The following is a 19,564-nucleotide window of genomic DNA, read 5'->3' as shown; positions in this document are numbered from 1 at the left end:
GGAGGTTTCGTCGGGCGTCCGTTCGTACCGCGCGACGAATCCGGGCCCCTCGGTCCATCCGTCCACACGAACCGGTTCCGCGCTCTTCGCCGATGTCATGAAAGGGTCGTTCAAGACGAAAAACGTCCTGAACGACCCTTTCATGACACCCGGGCCAGGTCAGCGGCCGTGGTGCTCCGCGATGATCTCCGCGTACCGGTGACCGCTCGCCTTGACCGTCCGGACCTGAGTGTCGTAGTCCACCCGCACAAGCCCGAACCGCTTGCTCAGCCCACTGTCCCATTCGAAGTTGTCGAGCAGCGACCAGGCGAAGTACCCCTTCACCGGCGCGCCCGCTTCGGCGGCCCCTGCCACCGCGCCCAGGTGTTCCTCCAGGTAGGCGATGCGATCCCCGTCGTCGATCGACCCGTCCTCGGCCACCTTGTCGTCGAAGGCGGCCCCGCTCTCTGTGACGTAGATGGCCCGCGCGCTGTACTCGTTGGCAAGCCGGTGGATCAGGTCCGCGAGCCCTTGCCCGTGGATCTCCCAGCCCATCGCCGTCGTGGCGGCTCCCTCGACCGGCACCTGCCGCGCACGGGGCGCGGGTCCGTTCGGGTCGTCTTCGACGATCTGCCGGAAGTAGTAGTTCAGCCCGTGGAAGCCGACCGGGGCCGAGATCACTTCCAGATCGTCCCCGACCACGGGCGGCTCGACGCCGTAGACCTCGATCATGTCCGCCGGGTAGCCGCGGCCGTTCGACGGGTCGAGCCACCAGCGATTGACGTGCCCGTCCATCCGGGCCGCCGCCTCGATGTCCTCGGGGGCGTCCGACGCGGGTTCGATCCCGCTGAGGTTGACCACCAGGCCGATGTTCGCCGGTTCGGCGGCGTTCGCGGTGATCGCCTGCACCCCGAGGCCGTGCGCGAGCAGGAGGTGGTGCGACGCGTGGATCGCCTGCTTGAGGTCCTTGACCCCGGGCGCGAAGCGGCCTTCGAGGTAGCCGAGCCACGCAGAGCACAGCGGCTCGTTGACGGTGTTCCAGTCCTTGACCCGATCCCCCAGCCGAGCCGCGACGGCGGCGGCGTAGTCGGCATACGCGTAAGCCGTGTCGCGCTCCGGCCAGCCGCCCTCCAGCGCCGAGGGAAGGTCCCAGTGGAACAGGGTGGCGAACGGCCGGATCCCGGCTTCGAGCAGAGCGTCGACGAGCCGGTCGTAGAAGCCGAGACCGACGGCGTTGACCTCGCCGCGGCCGGTCGGGATCACCCGCGGCCAGGCGACCGAGAACCGGTAGGCGTCCAGGCCCAGCCGCTTCATGATGGCGAGATCCTCCGGCCAGCGCCGGTAGTGATCGCACGCGACGTCGGCGGTGTCGCCGTTCAGGACGGCACCCGGGACCCGGACGAAGTCGTCCCAGATGGACGGGAGCCGGCCGTCGGCGTCGACGGCGCCTTCGACCTGGTACGCGGCGGTGGCCGCACCCCACAGGAAATCGGCGGGCAGGTGCAGATTCAAGGCGGACCTCTCTGTACGGAGCGACGGGCGGGTCATTTCACGGCACCGGCGGTGAGCCCGGCGACGAGATAGCGCTGGAGCAGCAGGAATCCGGCGACGACCGGAACGGAGACGATCAGGGAGGCGGCCATGACCTGGTTCCAGTACACCTGGACCTGGGTGGAGTACTCCTGGAGGCCGACGGCGAGGGTCCGCGTTCCCGAGTCGGTCATCACCGACGCGAACAGGACCTCGCCCCAGGCGGTCATGAACGAGTAGATGCCGACGGCGACGATGCCCGGCATCGCGGCCGGGACGACCACCCGGATCAGCGCGCCGAGCGGCCCGGTGCCGTCGACCATCGCGGCCTCGTCGAGTTCCTTGGGAATCGAGTCGATGTAGCCGGCGAGCATCCAGATGGCGAACGGCAGCGAGAACGTCAGGTAGGTGACGATCAGCCCGAGCCTGGAGCCGTACAGGACGATGCCGGTGGTGTTGCCGATGTTGACGAAGATGAGGAACAACGGCAGCAGGAACAGGATGCCGGGGAACATCTGGGTGGAGAGCACGGTCATCTTGAAGAAGTTCTTGCCCCGGAAGCGGAACCGGCTCAGCGCGTACGCCGCGAAGATCGCGATCACCACCGAGAGGATCGCCGCCGAACCGGAGACGACCAGGCTGTTCACGAAGTACTCGGCCAGCGGGATGGTCTCCCAGATGTCGAAGAACGGCTGGACGGTCAGCGTCGTCGGGATCCACTCCCATTTCCCCTGCACGTCCCCGAGCGGCTTCAGCGACGACGAAACCATCGCGTACAGGGGAATCAGGGTGAACAGGGCGAGGAAGCCGAGGACGAATCGACGGGCCCAAGGGACCCAGCTTGGCTCAGACAACGGCGTTCCTCCTCCGCGCGGTCAGTCCCAGGTAGACGGTGCTGACGATCAGGAGGAACAGCAGCAACAGCACCGACATCGCCGAGCCGAGGCCGAAGTTCCAGGTCACGAAGGAACTCTGGTAGATGTGGATCGAGATCAGCGACGCCTCCTTCGGCGCGGACGCTCCGAAAAGGACGTACGGCGTGTTGAAGTCGTTGAAGGTCCACAGGAACAGCACCAGCAGCAGGACCTGGTTGACCGGGCGCAGCATCGGCTGGGTGATCGCCTGGAACTGCCGCCACCAGCCCGCGCCGTCGATCGCCGCCGCCTCGTACAGCTCGCCGGGGATGTTCTGCAGCCCGGCCATCACGATCAGGAACGCGAACGGCCAGTTGCGCCAGACCGAGACGACCACCAGCGACCAGAAGCTGTTGTCCCCGATCAGCCAGAAGGAGTCGGTGCCCAGCAGGCTGTTCACCAGGCCGGTGTCCTTCTGGAACATGAACGACCAGGTGATCACCGCGGCGTACATCGGCAACGCGTACGGCACGAGGAACAGCGTCCGGAGCAGGCCGCGTCCGCGGAAGTTCTTCTGCATCAGCACGGCGGCCGAAGTTCCGAAGAGCCAGCAGAACCCGACCGAGAGGACGGTGTAGAGGACGCTGATCCAGAACGAGCCGAGCAGCGACTTGCCCGCCGCGGAGTTGAAGTCCAGGACGAACTTGTAGTTGTCCAGCCCCGCCGCCGGGGCGGACGAGAAGTCCCGGATGGAGAACTGCGTCAGCTTGAAGAAGCTCATCACGAGCCCGGCGATCATCGGGATCAGGTGGACGAGCAGTTCGAGCAGGATCGCGGGCAGCAGGAGCAGGTACGGCAGCGCGACCCGGCGCCGCTTGGGCCGGACGCGCCGGTTTCCGGGCGCCCCGGCCGCCTTCACGGCCGGGGCGTCGTCGAGAGCGGTCGGCATCAACTACCGGCCGCGATCTGCTGGTCCGCCTGGTTCAGCTGGTCCCGGATCTTGGCGCCGTCGACCGGCTTGCCGGCCGCGACGTCGGCGAACATCGCCTTCATCGCGGTCCCGATCAGTGTCTCGAACTGCGACTCCTGCGGGACCTGCGGCATCGGCTCGGCCGAGTTCGCGAGCACGTTCTGGAAGACCTTGACGTCCTCGGTCTGGAACGCCGCGTCGCTGTAGGCGTCCTGGACCGTCGGCAGCGAACCATAGGTCTTGTTGAGCAGCGCCTGCTCCGGCGCCGAGACCATGAACTTCACGAAGTCCAGTGCGGCGTCGGGGTTCTTGGTGCCCTTGAAGACCGACATGTTGATGCCCGCGACGAAGCTGCTGATCTTGCGGCCGTTCGGCGGCGTGGTGGCGGGCAGCGGGATCGGCGCGACACCGAGGTTGGCCATGTCCATCCCGATGTTCTTGAACGAACCCGCGGAGGCCTGGTTCATGAACATCGCGGCCTTGCCGTCCGACAGGTCCTTGAGCGATTTGGCGGTGTCGGCGTATTCGGCGTTGGCCGGGTTGACGATCTTGTCCTTCTGCATCAGGTCGACGAACTGCTGCACGGCCGCGACCGAGGGATCCGAAGCCAGTTGCGGCTTGCCCTCGGGAGTGAAGAACTGCGCACCCTGCTGGGCACCGAGGATCGCCGCGTGGTGGCTGTTCTCGGTGACCTGGCCCGCCTGGAGCGAGAGCCCCCACTGGCCCTTGTCGGGCTTGGTGAGCTTCTTGCCGTCCTCGACGAGTTCTTCCCAGGTGGCGGGCGGCTTCGTGATGCCGGCCTCGGAGAAGAGCTTCTTGTTGTAGTACAGGCCGTACGCCTGGCCGTAGAGCGGAACGCCGACCGGCGGCTGCCCGCTCGCCCCGGTGGCCGCCAGCGACGGGCCGAGGAAGCGCGACTTGCCGCCGACCTTCTCCAGCGCGGCGTCGTCGAACGGCAGGAACGCGCTGGTCGCCTGCAACGAGGCCGACCAGGTGTTGCCGATGTTGAGCACGTCCGGCCCCTTGCCGGAGGTGGTGGCCGCGAGGATCCGGTTGAGCAGGTCCGTCCACGGGACGACCTCGAGCTTGACCTTGATCCCGGAGGCCTTCTCGAACTTGTCGAGTTCGGGCTGCAGGACGGCTTTGTCGTTGTCGAGACTGGTGCCCTGGTTGGACGCCCAGTACACGAGCTCCTTGGGAGCACTGGACGACGTGTCGCCGCCGCCGCACGCCGCCGTGGTGGCGGCCGCCAGCGCCAGGACGAGCGCGGGAGCGATCTTTCCGATTCGCATCGATGGTCCTCGGGGTGAGTGGCCAAGCCGCGCCCGGACCTGTGACCCGGGACACGCCTTATTTCAGGGCTTGAGTTAAGCCTTGGTCCACCTTGCCGTCAAGACCCTGACGCCGATTGGTACTCCGGCGATCGCGAGTGGGCGATCACCAGGTCAGCGCCGCTTCCCGTGAGTGATCATCGCAGACGCGGGCGGACCGGCGCCACGATCACTTCCCGGTGAGCACGTCGAGCGCCTGCCCGCGATGCGCGGCGAAGAGTTCGAGCGCCTTTTCGCCGTCGCGCTCCCGAAGAGCCGACGCCAGCCGCCGGTGCTCTTCCGGGATGCTCGCGAGGTAACCCTCGGAGCTCACGCCGATCCGGGTCAGCAGGAACAGGTGCACCTGCGACCGGATGGCCTGCCACGCCTCGACGAGCCGCCGATGCCCGGAAGCCGCGTAGACCATGTCGTGGAAGTCGATGTCGCAGCGGACCATCTCGTGCTCGTCGCGCGCCCGGCCCATCCGTCCGACGACCTCGTCGATCGCGGCCAGGTCCGTGTCCGACGCCTTCGCCACCACCAGCCGAACCGCCAGCTGCTCCAACGCCGACCGGAGACTGTCGAGTTCGGCGACGTCCACATCGGACAGTGTCGTGACGATCGCGCCGCGATGCCATTCGCTGCGGACCAGGCCCTCGCGCTCCAGCTTGAGCAGCGCCTCACGCACTGGACCGCGGCTGACGCCGAGCGCGGCCGACAGTTCGACCTCGCGCAACTGCGCACCGGGCGGATAGACGCCGCCGAAGATGGCGTCCCGGACCCTGTCGGCGACCTCGTCCGCCAGCCCGCGACGCCGCGCCGGCACCACCCTGCCGGATTCGCTCATCGTCATCCTCTCCACGGGAACGCCCGATCGTAGCGACGAGACTCTGGGCTTCACTTTGTCCCAATGTTAACATTCGGACATGACAATCCTGGACTCCCCCATCCCCCGCTTCCACCTCGCCATGCCCGTCGACGATCTCGCCGCCGCGCGCACCTTCTACGGCGAAGTCCTCGGCCTCGACCAGGGCCGCAGCTCCGACAAGTGGATCGACTGGAACCTCCACGGCCACCAGTTCGTCACGCATCTCGCCCCGGAGCGACCGCGGCGGATCCACAACCCCGTCGACGGACACGACGTGCCCGTCCCCCACTTCGGCCTGATCCTGACCGTGCCGGAGTTCCGGAAGCTGGCCGACCGGCTGCGCGCGGCGGACACGACGTTCGTCATCGAGCCCTACGTCCGGTTCGAAGGCCAGACCGGCGAACAGTGGACGATGTTCCTGCTGGACCCGGCGGGAAACGCCCTGGAGTTCAAGGCGTTCGCCGACGATTCGCAGGTCTTCGCCGCCTGACGGCCGGCGAAGTTCAGCGCACTTCGGGAACCGGCCCCGCGAAGAGCTCCGCCAGGTCTTCGAACCGGACCACCGCGACCGACCCGACAGCGCCGAGGGCCGAGGCGAGGGCCAGCCCCACCGGCTCCCCGCCGTCCGTGCCGGACACCGCGAGGGCACCGGCCGCGGCGACCAGCAGGAGAAGCGCGTTGCGCACCACGTGCCGATACGCGAGCGCGATGCGCGCCGGACCGAAGCACCGGCACACCGCACCGGTCCGGCGCGCCACCGCGCGCCACACGGCGGCGGTCAGCACGCCGAACAGCCCGGACGCGAGCACCAGCCCGGCGAGAGCGAGCCACCGGCCCGCGGCGGCACCGGCGACGATCAGGCCCGCCGCCGGGAGCAGCAGTGCCGCGATGGCGACCTCGGCGGCCAGGGTGACCGCGGCGAACGACCGGGCCCAGCGCGCCGGGACGCCGAACGCCGGCACCGACGCGACGAACTCGGCGTAGGCGTCCTTGCCCCGCACCTTGCCGACGGACGAGGCGCACAACACCAGTCCGCACAGGACGGCCGCGAAGGCGGCGACGTGGTTCACCGCTGCCCGATCGGCCTGAGGACGACGCCGATCAGCGCGTCCGCCGGGATGTAGCCGAGCCGCCGGGAATCGTTGCTGCGGGCCGGATTATCGCCCAGCACCAGCAGATTCCCCGGCGGCACCACCGGATCCGCCACCGGGATGTGCGGCGGCACCGGATCGCCGGGCACCGCGACGGCGCGTTTCACCAGCCGTCCGGCGGTCGGATCACCCGGCTTCCCCGGACCGCCCTGCACGACGACGATCTGTCCCGTCCGGACGCGCTCCAGCCGGGACCGCCGCACCAGCAGCCGATCACCTGCCACGTAGGTGGGCTCCATGCTCACCCCGTGCACCGTCACCACGATCAGCCGCCGGCGCAGCGTCACCAGCCACGCCAAGCCGAGGGCGATCAGCACGCCCACCGCGAGCACCACGAAGATCACTGGGACACCACCTCGTCATAACCTGATGCTTGAAGCCGGAAGAGCCGCGAGTACGCCCCGCCCGACTCGATCAACTCGTCGTGCGAGCCCAGTTCGGCGACCCGCCCCTCGGCGAGCACCGCGATCACGGACGCGTCCCGGACCGCGCCGAGCCGGTGCGAGATCAGCACACTCGTCGCCCCCTCGCGGTGACGGCGCAGGCTGCTGTGCACCTCGTGCTCGGCTTCCGCGTCGAGGCCCGAACTCGGCTCGTCGAGGATCATCAGATCCCGGCGGTCACGCAGGAAAGCCCGCGCGAGCGCTAGCCGCTGCCATTGCCCGCCCGACAGCAGCACCCCCGTCTCCGGGTCGTCCTTGTCCGCCTCGTCGAAGAACATCCGGGACAGGAACGTGTCGTAGCCCCTCGGGAGGCCGGTCACGACGGCGTCCGCGCCCGCGCGCCGGGCCGCCGCGACGATCCGCTCGCGATCGTCCAGCACGGACACGTCGCCGAGCCCGATGTTCTCGGCGGCGCTGAGGTCGTAACACATGTAGTCCTGGAAGACCGCGCCGATGCGCGTGCGCAGGTCCTCGACATCGACGTCGCGCAGGTCCACGCCGTCCCACAGGATAGCGCCGCGGTCCGGGTCGTAGAACCGGCACAGCAGCTTGACCAGGGTCGACTTCCCCGCGCCGTTCAGCCCGACCAGTGCCAGCGAACTTCCGTGCGGGATGGTCAGGTTCACCCCGCGCAGCACCCACGGCTGGTCTTCGGCGTAGCGGAACCAGACGTCACGCAGTTCGATGCCGGATCGCAGCGCCTCGATCCGCCGTGGGGTGGCCGGGACGGGCAGGTCCGGTCCCTGCGCCTCGATCTCGTCGTAGTGGTCGAACAGCAGCGTCGAACGATGCGCCGAAGCCAGCCGGGCGACCAGGGTCTGCAGGGCGCTCTGGACCCCGCCGACCGACGCCACGAAGATGGCGATGTCGCCGAGCGAAAGCCTGCCGTGGGCGGCCAGCCACGCCGCCCAGACCAGGCCGCCCGCCGCGACCGCCGCGGTGAGCCCGGCCAGCAGCCCGTGCACCCGCGCGTCCCGGCGGTCCTGGCCTTCGACGACGGCGTGGGCGGCGGTCAGCTCGACGAGCATGCGCCGCCGGAAGAGATCGCCGAGACCCAGCAACCGCAGTTCCTTCGCCGCGTCCAGACTGGCCAGGAGGTCGGCGTAGAACACCTCGCGCCGCTCGGCGGGCGCGATCGACCACAGCACGCGGGCCCTCGCGCGGCTCAGCCGCAGGTTGGCGAGCAGCGCGGGGATCGCCGCCAGCAGCACGATCACCGCCATTCCCGCGTCGATCACGATCAGCGTGCCGAGGAAACCGCCCAGTGTGACGGCCGCCTGAACCGAGCCGATCCCGTCGTCGACGAGTTGCCCCGGCCCGCTGCGACCGGTCTGCTGCGCGAGCCGGAGCTTGTCGCGGAACCGCGGGTCCTCCATCCTCGCGATCCCGGTCAGCCTGCCCATCGCCCGGTAGAGCCGGTCCATCGTCACGACGGCCACCGAACGGTCCAGCCGCTGCTTCAGATACTCGGTCCCGACGGGGAGCAGCCCCGCCATCAGCCCGGCGACGGCCAGCGCGACCGCCCACGGGAGCAGTGTCAGCCAGACCTCCCCCGCGGCCAGTCCGTCGAGGAGCACCTTGGTGCACCACGCGGTCGCGATCGGCACGACGCCGCCGAGCAGGGACAGCACCAGGTACAGCGGCGTACCCACCGGGGCGGCCCGCCAGGTCAGCCGGGCCGCCGCCGACAGGAGGCGCAGCACCCGGCGGGCGCCGAGGGAGGTGTTCACAGCGTCGCGGGTGTCGGCAGGGCCGACATCTCCCACCCGCTCGCCAGCATGGTCCGGTCGCCGTCGACCAGGCAGAGCGCGGGATAGCCGGAGGCGCCGAAAGCCTTGTGCACCGTGCCGCCGTCCAGTTCGAGGATCACTTCGGCGACTTCGCCGAGCCGCACGACCATGTCGGCCGTCTCCTCTTCGCTCCCGGCGGCGATCGCGACCACCTTGCCCTCGAACCGGGTGGCGTACTCGATGAACTGGGGCATCCGTTCCTTGCACGGTTCGCACCCCGGCGAGAAGAAGCCGACGAGGGCGGGCGAACCGTCGATGTCCGCAGTGGACAGCTCGGTCCCGCCGACCGTGACGGCGGAGAAGGCGCCGATGGTGGCACCGGCGGGCAGCGCGATGTCCGGCTCCGGGAAAGCCTGCTGTCGCACGTTCTTCAAAGCCTCGTTCTGCTCGCGCAGTCTCCGGATGATGCCGAAGCTGAGCAGCAGGTCCAGTACGCACAGGAGTCCGACGAGCACGACGGCGGCGGTCAGGATGGACATGGGTTCTCCAGTGGAGGAAGAAGGGACGGGCGGGATGCGGTGGGTGGTGACCGGCGCGCACGGCACCGGTCACCACCCACGACGTCGATCAGCCTCCGCAGATCCGGTAGGCGTAACAGGCGCCGCAGAATTCCTTGCAGGCACCGTTCGTCGAGCAGTTGCGACGGAAGTCGCTGCGCTCGCGGCAGTAGCAGTGCTTGTAGTACGGGTCCGGCGGGCAGCCCGCGCCCACGTCCGCCTTGGCCACGAACACGCCCAGCAGCTTGTCGCTGAGCCTTTCGACTGTCTTGCGCATGTTCCGCGCTCCTCACTTCCTCCGCGCCGGGTGGCGTCGGCAGCGCCCAACGTAGGAAAGCCCGGTACACGAACGCGGATAGCGCGGATACACACGGCCGTGTACCGGCTGTGCACCAACGCGAAGTGAACGTCCGGCAAAGTCATCGGTGATAGAACTGCTTGGGGTCTCACGTTTCTGTCTCCAACTCTCGGGAGAGGTGTGAGTGACGTCGATCGAGTTCAGGGTTCTGGGGAGGCTCGAGGTACACACCGGGGGCGGGACGATCGCGCTGGGTTCCGCGAAACAGCGCGCGCTTCTGGCCACGTTGCTGCTGCATCCCGGCCGGACGGTCCCGATCCGCAGGCTGCTCCAGACGTTGTGGGGAGACGAACCGCCGCTTTCCGCGGTCGCCAACCTGCGCACCTACGCGAACCGGCTCCGGAGCGTGCTTCCGGGGGAACGGATCTCCGGCCGCGCTTCGGGCTACGAAATCCTGCTGCGCCAAGGGGAATTGGATCTTCACGTGTTCACCGAGCGAGCGGGGGCGGGCCGGGCGGCGCTCGCACGCGGTGATCACGCCGCCGCTGTCCGCCACCTCGGTGAAGCGCTTTCGGCCTGTCGCGGCGCGGCGTTGGAAGATCTCGCCGACAACGAGGCGCTCGCCGGCTCGATCGCGCCTGTCGAGGAACTCCGGCTCTCGGTCGCCGAAGACCATCTCGACGCGCGGCTCCGGCTCGGCGAGCATCGCGAAGTGATCGCGCCGCTACGCGAATTCGTCGCCGAACATCCGTTGCGGGAACGGTTGTGGGCGCATCTGATGACCGCTCTGTATCGGTCCGGAGATCCGGCGGGAGCGCTCGCCGTCTACACAGACTGTCGCCGGGTGCTCGCGGACCGTCTCGGTCTCGAACCGTCGCCCGATCTGGCCGAACTCCATCGGGCGATGCTGGACCGGGATCCGAGGCTCACCACGGTTTCCGCCGCCGTCTCCACCGCGCCGGTCTCCGTCGCCGTGTCCGAACAGGCCACACCGCCGCGCGAACTTCCGGTACGGTGCCGGTCGTTCGCCGGCCGGGCCGCGGACGCCGCGAAACTGACCGCGCTGCTCGACGGGATCGATCCGTCGGGGCCGAAGGTCGCCGTCGTGCACGGTCCCTGCGGCATCGGGAAGAGCGCACTGGTCCTGGAAGTCGCGCACCGGACGAGCGCCCGGTTCCCCGGCGGGCAGCTATACGTCGACCTGAGCGCCAACGGGCCGGATTCCCGGGTTCCGCACCGGCTGTTGCGACATCTCGGCGTTCCCGCCTCGGACATCCCGTGGGAGCTGGACGAGGCCGCCGCCGTGCTCCGCTCGCACCTCGCCCACCGAGCGGTGCTGCTCGTGCTCGACGGCGCGACCGGATCCGCCCCGCTCCGCTCCTTGATCCCGGCGACGGGTTCGTGCGCGGTGCTCGTCACCAGCCGCTCGCCGTTGATGCTGGACGGCGCGGACCAGGTCGCGCTCGGCAGACTGTCCGATCAGGACGGGCTGGAGATGCTGGGCGGCCTCGCCGGTCAGTCCAAAGTAGACGGCGAACCCGACGCCGCAGCGGAGATCGTGCGGTACTGCCACGGGATCCCCGCCGCGCTGCGGATCGCGGGCGCCATCCTGGCCAACCGGCCGACCCGGCGGTTGTCGTGGCTCGCGCACCGGCTCGCCCCCGAGGAGAGCAGGCTGGACGAACTCGGATTCGGCGGGGAGTCGCTGCGCGCGCTGTACTCGTCGGCGTCCCGGCCGATCACGGCGGGCGACGATCCCTTGGCCACGGCCGCGTTCCGCCTGCTCGGCAGGCCCGGATTCGAGGTGTGCGGCACCGATCGGGCCGCCACCGTCCTCGACACCTGCCCGCTGAAGGCCGAGGCCGCGCTGGATCGTCTGGTCGACCTCGGACTCGCAGAATGGGGCGAGAAGGACACCTACCGGCTCCCTCCACTCATGCGGCTGTTCTCGGCGGAACTCGGCGCGACCGTGCCCGCCCAGCGAGCGCCGCTTTCCTGGTGACGGCCGCAATGATCGATAATCTCTACATTATCGATCATTGCGGCTTTCCACATTGATCAAGGCCTGCCGCCGGGAGAAGCTTGCCCTGTCAGCGAGCCCGCTGAACACGGAAACCAAGGAGACACCACCATGTTCGACCCCATCCTCCTCCGGGCAGCCGACGCCGAGATCGTCAGCGACGCGCCGGGCAGCGACATCACGCTGCTGGCCGACTCGGACACCACCGACGGGGGCTTCACCGCGAACCGCGCGACCCTGAAGGACGGCGTTTTCGGCACCCCGGCCCACTTCCACACCCGCGCGACCGAGTTCTTCTTCGTACTCGAAGGAAAGCTCCAGGTACTTGTGGAGGAAACCCTGCACACTCTCGAAAAGGGCGACTTCCTCGCCGTACCTCCCCGGGTGCCGCACGCTTTCGGGCCCGCCGCCGGCTCGGATGCAGACGTCCTGGTGACCTTCACGCCCGGCATGGCCCGTTTCGACTACTACCGGCTGCTCGACCGGGTCGCCCGCGGGGAAGCCGACCCGTCGGAGATCGCCGCGTCGTCGAAGCAGTACGACAACCACTACGTCGAGAGCCCGATCTGGCGTGCCGCGCGCGGTCAGTGAGGGTCAGTCGATGACCGCGGTCGCCTCGATCTCGACCAGGTGCTCGGGCACGTCGAGCGCCGCGACGCCGATCAGCGTGCCCGGCGGGACCGGGGTACCGCCCAGCCTGACGGCTGCCCGGTCCACACCTTCGAGGAACAGCGTGAGCTTGTCCGGGGTCCAGCCGACGACGTAGACGGTCAGCTTCGCGACGTCGTCGAACGTGGCGCCGGCTTCGGTGAGCGCGGTGCCGATGTTCAGATAGCACTGCTCGACCTGAGCGGCGAGATCGCCTTCGCCGACCAGGGCGCCCTCGGCGTCCCAGGAGACCTGCCCCGCGATGAAGACCAGCTTCGACCCGGTCGCGATCGACACCTGCCGGTAGGCGGGGATCTCCGGCAGTCCCGCGGGATTCACCAGGGTGATGCTCATCCGTACTCCTTGATCGTGGTCACTTGTGGTTACCCAGAAACTGTAGGAGAGTGTGCGACGACCTGGAAGAACGCACTTTTTCGTGACTGGGGAACCTGATGGTGACCAAGCAGCTCAGCGGCAAGACGGACGACGCGGACGTGATGCGGGCGGACTCGCTGGCGCGGGAGATCTTCTCCGACGTCGCCAACAAGTGGGCCCTCCTGATCATCGAGACGGTCGGCGACGACACCCGGCGGTTCACCGAGCTGCGGAACGACATCGAGGGCATCAGCCACAAGATGCTCACCCAGAACCTGCGGATGCTCGAACGCAACGGGCTGATCGAGCGCACGGTGCACCCGACCGTCCCACCCCGCGTCGACTACACCCTCACCGAGGCGGGGCACGGCTTGCGCGCGACGGTCGACGGCATGTGCGACTGGACCCACCGGTTCCTCGGTCACATCGAGGACTCCCGCCGCCGGTTCGACGAGCCTGTTAACGGTTAACGAGCCAGGCCAGAGCCTCGAACGGTTCAGTTCGCCACTGTCCGGATCTATGCTCCTCGTGTGATCTCCGGGCAGTTGCCGCACGACGGGACCTTCGCCGGCGCGCTGCGCGAAGCCATCCGGGCACGCGGTCTCAGCCTGGAACGCCTGCGCGACCATCTGCGCGCTCGCGGCGTCTCGATCACCGCGGCGACGCTGAGCTACTGGCAGTCCGGGCGCAGCCGTCCGGAGCGCCGGGATTCCGTGCTCGGGCTCCGCCACCTCGAACAGGTGCTGGAAGTGCCTCCCGGCAGCCTGACCGCGCTGCTCGGACCGCCGCGCGCACGAGGGCGGTGGCCCGCCCGCGCCGACGGCCTGCCGGAGATCGGCCGGTACTGGCCGGACCGGTCACGGATCGACGCGGCCGTCAGCGAGGTCGACACCCGGTGGGACGAGAGGCTGACCAGGATCAGCCAGCACGACGTCGTCTCCGTCGGCCCCGGCCAGGAGGAACTCGCGTTCCGGTCGCGGCAGGTGCTCCGCGCCGAAGCCGACGGCCCGGACCGGTGGGTGATGATCGTCCACATCGACGAGCACGACAGGCCGCTGCCCGCGGTGACCTCGTTACGGGGCTGCCGTCCCGGCCGGAGCGTGCACCGCCCCGAAGACGGTCTCCTCGTGATGGAACTGCTCTTCGAACGGCCGCTCGCGAAAGGCGAGACCGTCATCACGGAGCACGCCCTGGTGAACTGCGCCCCGTTCCCGCACGCGACCAACTACGAACGCAAATTCCGGCTTCCCGCGCGGGAATACGTCCTCGAGGTCCAGTTCTCCCCCGGTCTGCTCCCGGCCCGCTGCCGACGCTATTCCGAACAGGACGGACAACCCGCGGAATGGACGGAAGTCCGGCCCGGCAGCGATTCCGTGCACGGGATAGCCTTGAATTTCGGTCCGGGCCGGTTCGGCTTCGAATGGGATTGGGACTCTTAATTGCTAACGACTCGCGGGCCTACGCTTTCGCGAGGTGAGGGAATTACCGTCGGCACACCTGCTTTTCGATTCGAGGAGTGCGTATGCGACGGCACAACAGAGCTTATTCCTCTTTGAGTGTCCTTGCCCTGGTCGCGTTGTGGCTCAGCCCGGCGGCCGAGGCCTCGACACCACCTGCTCCGGTCCATCCGGACGCCGAGGTGAACGGGGTGGCCGCCGCGTTCGGGCTGACCACGTCCGAAGCGAAATCCCAGCTGATCGCCCAGGACGAGGCCCACCGGCTGGCGGCGTCACTCCCGGACGGCCTGCGCGCTCGCGCCGCCGGGCAGTGGTTCGACGCGGCCGCGGGCAAGCTGACCTTGGCCGTCACGAACGCCGCGGACGCCGACACGGCCAGGGCCGCCGGCGCCGAACCGCGGCTGGTGTCCCGGACCAAGGCCGACCTCGACCGGACCGACGACGCCGTCCGCGCACTGGTGGGAGACGGCGTGCCCGGTGTGTTCGGCTGGGGCGTCGACGTCCGGAACAACGAGGTCGGCGTCTCGGTCGACCGCTCCCGCAAGACCGCCGAGACCGAGAGTTTCCTTTCCCAGGCGAGGAATCTCGGCGTGCGGATCACCGAAACCGGGTCCTCGCCGGAGCAGCAGGCAGGAACGATCCAGACCGGCAACCCGTGGTGGCCGGGCGGCGAGAGCAACTGTTCGGTCGGGTTCGGCGCGACCGATTCGGCGGGCGCCAAGCATTTCCTGACCGCCGGGCACTGCACGAACGACCGCGACCAGGCCGCCTATGGCGCGTCGGGTCAGCAGAACCGGATCGGCACGTCCAACGTCGGCGGGACGCGCAGTGTCAACGCCCGCGAAGGCGACATGGGCGTGGTCGCGGTGACGCAGTCCGGCTGGGAGCTTTCGGCGGCGGTCAACACCTGGGGCGAACCCGCCGTCACGGTCACGGGTTCGGCCGAGGCCATGGTCGGCGACCGGGTCTGTCACTCCGGGAACACGTCGAAGTGGAAGTGCGGCGAGGTGAAGTACACGCACAAGTCCGTCGACTACGGCGGCGGGCTGATCATCGAGGACCTGACCTGGACGACGGCGTGTTCGCTCGGCGGCGACTCGGGCGGCGGCTGGCTGCTCGGCACCAAGGCGGTCGGCCTGCACGACGGCGGCCCGTCGAAGTGCGTGGAGAACCCGAGCGACGGGGACATGTCGATCTTCCAGCCGGTGATCGAAGCGCTGAACAAGTGGAACCTCAAGCTGGTGACCGGTGGCGGCGGCGACACGTCGGCGCCGACCGCACCCGGCAACGCGCGGACCACTGGCACGACGGCGAACACTGTTTCGCTGGCCTGGGACGCGTCGACGGACAACGTCAGCGTCACCGGTTACGACGTCTACAACGGCTCCGCCCTCGCGACGTCCGTGTCGGTTACCAGCGCCACCGTGACCGGACTCAGCCCGGACACCTCCTACAACTTCACCGTGAAGGCCCGCGACGCGGCGGGGAACGTGTCGCCCGCGAGCGGTGTCGTGGCCGCCAAGACGGCGCCCGGCAACGGTGGCGTCCGGACGCTGAGCAACGACACCGACTTCGCGATCCGCGACCATCAGCAGGTGTTCAGCCCGGTGACCTCGACGCTCACCGGACCGGCCGCGGCGTCGCTCGGGATCTCGGTGACGATCCGGCACACCTGCGCCGAAGACCTCGGCGTGACGCTGCTGGACCCGAAGGGCAAGGCGTACCCGCTCAAGTACAGCGGCGGTTCCGTGTGCACGGCCTGGGACGGCGCACGGACGTTCTCGGCGCCCGGCGCGTCTTCCCCAGCGGGCGGGAAGTGGCAACTGCGGGTCACCGACTACGGAACCGGTGACACAGGCGTGCTCGACACGTGGTCGCTGACGCTCTAGGAAGTTCCGTGAAGGACTCCTTGAGGGACCAAGAGTCCCTCAAGGAGTCCTTCACGGACTTTCGCCCTAGGGCAGGCGCACGACCCGCAGGAAAGCGGGCAGCAACCACGGCCGGGGACCGCTGACGACGATCTTGCGCTTCAGCGCGGTGCGCACCCTGCCGACCCGGTGGAACATCATCAGGTTCAGCGACGGCGGATCGAACGAGATCCGCACGTCGACCGGCCCGCCGGGCTCCTCGACCGTGACCCGGCCCCGGTGCAGCACCAGCACGACCGGGGTCGTGTACGGCGAGCGGAAGGCCACGGCGATCCGCCTTTCCCTCGGCGGTTCGTCGGTGTCGAGAAGGTGCCCGGTGTCGTGGGTCAGCACGCCGATCATGAAGAGATCGAAGAACAGCGCCGCGTCACCCGGCGGAATCGTCCACGGCAGGTCCAGCGCCTCGGCGATGTCCCAGCCGTGGATCTGGAGCTCGTTGACCAAATGCGCGAGGACACCTGCCAGCGGCACCTTCGAGTCACCGAGCCAGTCCAGCGGGGTCTCCGGGTCGATGTCCTCGGTCCCCCGCAGCACCTCTTCGATGTCGGCGAGCAGCCCGGTCACCAGCACGCCGATGTCGCGTTCCGGAAAATCTCGTAACACCATGGTGTTCAGTACGGAAACCGTGTCCACAGTGGTCTTTTCGAGCTGGTCCTGCCCGCGGGTGTCCAGCAGCGACGCGCTGTCCGGCCGCACCAGCGCCGTGTACATCTTCGCGATCATCGCGACGTGGGCGACGGTGTCGGCCACCGTCCACTCCGCCGTGACCATCGCTTCCGGATCCGGGACACCGGACACCATTTCCGCGAATCGCGCACCCGTCACCCGATAGGCGCGCCGTACCGACTGCCATTGATCAGCCGCGATCGCTCTGGTCACGGCACGGATTTTATCGCGGTGACAGCCGGATTCCGTTCCGCTGTAGTGCGGTTCCGATACCTCCCGGCAGCGTAGTGACCGTACTCACTACGGAAATCGACGTGACACGCACCGACCGGCACAGGCAGACTGAACGACGAATGACTCTCGCCTTCGCTGTCACCGTTGCCGGCGCCGAAGGCGGCCCACGCGGAACCGCGCCCCTCCAGGAGCCCCACACAGATGACCGAGACCATGCCCGAAACCGCCCACGACCAGGAACGGGCACCGGCACGCGCCGGGCTCCTGATCGGGGTCCTGGTCCTCTCCGCGTTCGTGATGATCCTCAACGAGACCATCCTGAGCGTCGCGCTGCGCGACCTGACCGTCGACCTCCAGGTCCCGACCACCACCGTGCAGTGGCTGACCAGCGGCTTCCTGCTCACCATGGCGGTCGTCATCCCGACCACCGGGTTCCTGCTCGAACGGTTCACTCCGCGCCAGGTCTTCCTCGCCTCGCTGACCCTGTTCAGCACCGGCACCCTGGTCAGCGCGCTCGCGCCGGGTTTCGCGCTCCTGCTCACCGGCCGGGTCATCCAGGCCTGCGGCACCGCGGTGATGCTGCCGCTGCTGATGACCACGGTGATGCGGCTGGTCCCGGTGGAGAAACGCGGCGCCACGATGGGCACGATCACCATCGTCATCGCGGTCGCCCCCGCCATCGGCCCGACCATCGGCGGCGCGGTGCTCTCCTCGCTCGGCTGGCGCTGGATGTTCTGGATCGTGCTGCCGCTCTCGCTCGCCGCCCTGGCGGTCGGGATGCTGCAGCTGCGGCTGGACAGCGACACCCGCAAGGTGCCGCTGGACGTGCTGTCGGTGATCCTGTCCGCTCTCGGTTTCGGCGGCGTGCTGTACGGCCTCTCGACGTCCGGCGAGTCGGCGGGCGGGCACCAGCCGGTGCCGCCGTGGGCGCCGATCGTCGTCGGGGTCGTGGCCCTCGCGGTGTTCACCTGGCGCCAGCTTCGCCTGCAGAAGGAAGACCGCGCACTGCTCGACCTGCGCCCGTTCACCCATCGCAGTTTCGTCGTCGCCCTGGTGCTGACGGCACTGCTGTTCATGTGCCTGCTCGGCGCCGCGGCGATCCTGCTCCCGCTGTATCTGCAGACCGTCCTGCACACCAGCACGTTCGTCAGCGGGCTCGCGGTGCTGCCCGGCGGCCTGGTCCTCGGGCTGCTCGGCCGCCCGGTCGGCGCGCTGTACGACCGCTTCGGCCCGCGCCCCCTGGTCATCCCCGGCGCGGGCGCGATGGCGGTCTCGCTGTGGCTGTTCGCCCTGCTCGGCGCGGATTCGCCGCTGATCGCGGTCATCCTCATCCACGTCCTCCTGATGGCCGGGCTCGGCCTGATGATGACGCCGCTGATGACCGAGTCCCTCGGTTCGCTGCCCGAGCACCTCTACTCACACGGCAGCGCGATCCTCGCCACCCTGCAGCAGCTCGCCGGCGCGCTCGGCACCGCCGTCTTCATCGCGGTCGCCACGGCGGGCACGACCACCGCCGGGGCCTCCAGCCCCGACGCGGTGGGGATCCGCACCACGTTCATGGTCGCCGGCTGCGTCGGTGTGGCCGCGTTCCTCGGTTCGCTGTTCGTCAAGAAGAGCGCAACCGCGGTGGCCGGGCACCACTGACGACCGATCCGCTCGTCCCGCGCCCGCCGCGGCCTCCACGCGAGGCCCGGCGGGCGTTCGGCGTTCGAGCAGCTTCCGGCCGTAGGCGATGGCGGGTAGCTCGACCCATCGGCGCAGCCCGCAGGCGAACAGCAGGGCGACCCCGGCGGTGGCCGCGGCCTTGGCGAACCCGCTGGGAAGCAGCCAGCCCGTGACTCCGGCCGCGCCGGTCTGGGCGAGGTACAGCGCGTACGAACGATCACCGCGCCGGGCACAAATGCCCTCATGGGCGGGTGATCCCGTTGTCACCATCCCGTCATGCCTGCCAGCAGCCGTGGCGCACTCGCCGTGACGCTCGCCGCCGTCCTCGTCGCCGGATGCTCCGCCGAACCCGAACCGCCACCCGCGTACCGGCTCGGCAGCGACGCGTGCGGAGCGGTGAACCCGGCGGATTTCGAAGCGCTCACCCGCGCCACGGCGTCGAAAACGCCGAGCAACCTCGTCCCGGGGCTCAGCGGCGGGAGCTGCAAGATGGAATTCGACGGTTCCGGCGGCTACGCCACGCTGTCGACGTTCATCGCGATCCACCCGTCCGGTGAGCCCGCCGCGAAGGCCATGTACGACGACTTCCGGAAGGGCGACGGTGAGCGCTCGGGTCCCGGCACCGACATCACCCTGTCCGACGTCGAGGGCCTCGGCTCCGCCGCGTACCTCTACCGGCAGCACGACGACAAGAAGCCCTGGACCGTGGACGAACTCTGGCTTTACAAGTACAACGTCAGGCACGGCTCGCTGGTGCTCACCGTCTCCGGGAGCGGCTACGCGCGCGAAGCCGCCGGCTGGCCCTCGACGGAAGAGGACATGAAGGCCAAGGTCAGGAAGAGCGTCGACGAGACCATGAAGGCACTCAAACCCTGACCGGT

The 19,564-nt window shown here is 69.0% G+C and carries 20 protein-coding genes; 8 read left to right on the top strand and 12 right to left on the bottom strand.

What is annotated here, in order from left to right:
• Positions 1-159: 159 nt before the first annotated feature.
• The 5 genes from AB0N89_RS20930 to AB0N89_RS20910 form a co-directional block, all read right to left on the bottom strand.
• Positions 160-1,491, bottom strand: a complete 1,332-nt coding sequence (locus AB0N89_RS20930; RefSeq protein WP_364206805.1) for a GH1 family beta-glucosidase — start codon at positions 1,489-1,491, stop codon at positions 160-162.
• Between the two features lie 32 nt (positions 1,492-1,523).
• Positions 1,524-2,363 (bottom strand): carbohydrate ABC transporter permease, encoded by an 840-nt coding sequence (locus AB0N89_RS20925; protein WP_364206803.1) that lies wholly within the window; start codon positions 2,361-2,363, stop codon positions 1,524-1,526.
• Positions 2,356-3,312, bottom strand: a complete 957-nt coding sequence (locus tag AB0N89_RS20920; RefSeq protein ID WP_364206801.1) for a sugar ABC transporter permease — start codon at positions 3,310-3,312, stop codon at positions 2,356-2,358. Before AB0N89_RS20920 ends, AB0N89_RS20925 begins: the two co-directional genes overlap by 8 nt.
• Positions 3,312-4,625 (bottom strand): sugar ABC transporter substrate-binding protein, encoded by a 1,314-nt coding sequence (locus tag AB0N89_RS20915; RefSeq protein WP_364206799.1) that lies wholly within the window; start codon positions 4,623-4,625, stop codon positions 3,312-3,314. Before AB0N89_RS20915 ends, AB0N89_RS20920 begins: the two co-directional genes overlap by 1 nt.
• 208 nt (positions 4,626-4,833) lie before the next feature.
• A complete protein-coding gene (locus AB0N89_RS20910) occupies positions 4,834-5,490 on the bottom strand; it encodes a GntR family transcriptional regulator (protein WP_364206797.1) in 657 nt (218 codons plus the stop codon).
• Between the two features lie 79 nt (positions 5,491-5,569).
• Here AB0N89_RS20910 and AB0N89_RS20905 point away from each other — a divergent pair, with 79 nt between their 5' ends.
• Positions 5,570-6,001, top strand: coding sequence for a VOC family protein (locus AB0N89_RS20905; RefSeq protein WP_364206795.1), 432 nt, complete (start codon positions 5,570-5,572; stop codon positions 5,999-6,001).
• 13 nt (positions 6,002-6,014) lie between these two features.
• Here AB0N89_RS20905 and AB0N89_RS20900 read toward each other — a convergent pair whose 3' ends face one another.
• The 5 genes from AB0N89_RS20900 to AB0N89_RS20880 all read right to left on the bottom strand — a co-directional run bounded on the left by AB0N89_RS20900 (position 6,015) and on the right by AB0N89_RS20880 (position 9,669).
• Positions 6,015-6,581 carry a MauE/DoxX family redox-associated membrane protein gene (locus tag AB0N89_RS20900; RefSeq protein ID WP_364206793.1) on the bottom strand — a complete coding sequence of 189 codons (567 nt, stop codon included), beginning with the start codon at positions 6,579-6,581 and terminating at the stop codon, positions 6,015-6,017.
• The gene (locus AB0N89_RS20895; RefSeq protein WP_364206791.1) at positions 6,578-7,006 is read right to left on the bottom strand and encodes a S26 family signal peptidase; all 429 of its coding nucleotides are present in this window, start codon (positions 7,004-7,006) and stop codon (positions 6,578-6,580) included. Before AB0N89_RS20895 ends, AB0N89_RS20900 begins: the two co-directional genes overlap by 4 nt.
• Complete coding sequence (locus tag AB0N89_RS20890) at positions 7,003-8,835, bottom strand: ABC transporter ATP-binding protein (protein WP_364206789.1); 1,833 nt, start codon at positions 8,833-8,835, stop codon at positions 7,003-7,005. The genes AB0N89_RS20895 and AB0N89_RS20890 overlap by 4 nt, the downstream gene beginning before the upstream one ends.
• On the bottom strand, positions 8,832-9,374 hold the full coding sequence (locus AB0N89_RS20885; protein ID WP_364206787.1) for a TlpA disulfide reductase family protein: 543 nt from the start codon (positions 9,372-9,374) through the stop codon (positions 8,832-8,834). Before AB0N89_RS20885 ends, AB0N89_RS20890 begins: the two co-directional genes overlap by 4 nt.
• Positions 9,375-9,462: 88 nt before the next feature.
• Positions 9,463-9,669 (bottom strand): hypothetical protein, encoded by a 207-nt coding sequence (locus AB0N89_RS20880; RefSeq protein ID WP_364206785.1) that lies wholly within the window; start codon positions 9,667-9,669, stop codon positions 9,463-9,465.
• Positions 9,670-9,874: 205 nt separating this feature from the next.
• Here AB0N89_RS20880 and AB0N89_RS20875 point away from each other — a divergent pair, with 205 nt between their 5' ends.
• On the top strand, positions 9,875-11,692 hold the full coding sequence (locus AB0N89_RS20875; protein ID WP_364206783.1) for a BTAD domain-containing putative transcriptional regulator: 1,818 nt from the start codon (positions 9,875-9,877) through the stop codon (positions 11,690-11,692).
• 129 nt (positions 11,693-11,821) lie between these two features.
• Positions 11,822-12,301, top strand: a complete 480-nt coding sequence (locus AB0N89_RS20870) for a cupin domain-containing protein (RefSeq protein WP_364206781.1) — start codon at positions 11,822-11,824, stop codon at positions 12,299-12,301.
• Positions 12,302-12,304: 3 nt separating this feature from the next.
• On the opposite strand, the gene AB0N89_RS20865 is transcribed toward AB0N89_RS20870, so the two are convergent.
• On the bottom strand, positions 12,305-12,712 hold the full coding sequence (locus tag AB0N89_RS20865) for a RidA family protein (protein ID WP_364206779.1): 408 nt from the start codon (positions 12,710-12,712) through the stop codon (positions 12,305-12,307).
• A gap of 98 nt (positions 12,713-12,810) precedes the next feature.
• Here AB0N89_RS20865 and AB0N89_RS20860 point away from each other — a divergent pair, with 98 nt between their 5' ends.
• The 3 genes from AB0N89_RS20860 to AB0N89_RS20850 all read left to right on the top strand — a co-directional run bounded on the left by AB0N89_RS20860 (position 12,811) and on the right by AB0N89_RS20850 (position 16,079).
• The gene (locus tag AB0N89_RS20860; RefSeq protein WP_364206777.1) at positions 12,811-13,203 is read left to right on the top strand and encodes a helix-turn-helix domain-containing protein; all 393 of its coding nucleotides are present in this window, start codon (positions 12,811-12,813) and stop codon (positions 13,201-13,203) included.
• 60 nt (positions 13,204-13,263) lie between these two features.
• Positions 13,264-14,172 carry a helix-turn-helix transcriptional regulator gene (locus AB0N89_RS20855; RefSeq protein WP_364206776.1) on the top strand — a complete coding sequence of 303 codons (909 nt, stop codon included), beginning with the start codon at positions 13,264-13,266 and terminating at the stop codon, positions 14,170-14,172.
• 113 nt (positions 14,173-14,285) lie between these two features.
• A complete protein-coding gene (locus AB0N89_RS20850) occupies positions 14,286-16,079 on the top strand; it encodes a proprotein convertase P-domain-containing protein (protein WP_364206774.1) in 1,794 nt (597 codons plus the stop codon).
• Between the two features lie 66 nt (positions 16,080-16,145).
• Here the strand turns inward: AB0N89_RS20850 and AB0N89_RS20845 are convergent, their stop codons facing one another.
• Positions 16,146-16,919, bottom strand: coding sequence for a maleylpyruvate isomerase N-terminal domain-containing protein (locus AB0N89_RS20845; protein ID WP_364206821.1), 774 nt, complete (start codon positions 16,917-16,919; stop codon positions 16,146-16,148).
• Positions 16,920-17,219: 300 nt separating this feature from the next.
• On the opposite strand from AB0N89_RS20845, the gene AB0N89_RS20840 reads away from it, so the two are divergent.
• Positions 17,220-18,662, top strand: coding sequence for a DHA2 family efflux MFS transporter permease subunit (locus tag AB0N89_RS20840; RefSeq protein WP_364206772.1), 1,443 nt, complete (start codon positions 17,220-17,222; stop codon positions 18,660-18,662).
• A 297-nt stretch (positions 18,663-18,959) separates the two neighbouring features.
• Entirely contained in the window at positions 18,960-19,559 is a 600-nt protein-coding gene (locus AB0N89_RS20835; RefSeq protein WP_364206770.1) for a hypothetical protein, read from the top strand.
• Positions 19,560-19,564: the final 5 nt, after the last annotated feature.

Source organism: Amycolatopsis sp. NPDC089917 (assembly GCF_040684635.1).
In the GTDB taxonomy this organism is placed as follows: Bacteria; Actinomycetota; Actinomycetes; order Mycobacteriales; family Pseudonocardiaceae; genus Amycolatopsis.
The sequence above is the reverse complement of the archived record's forward strand: the minus strand, read 5'-3'. Positions and strand labels throughout refer to the sequence as shown.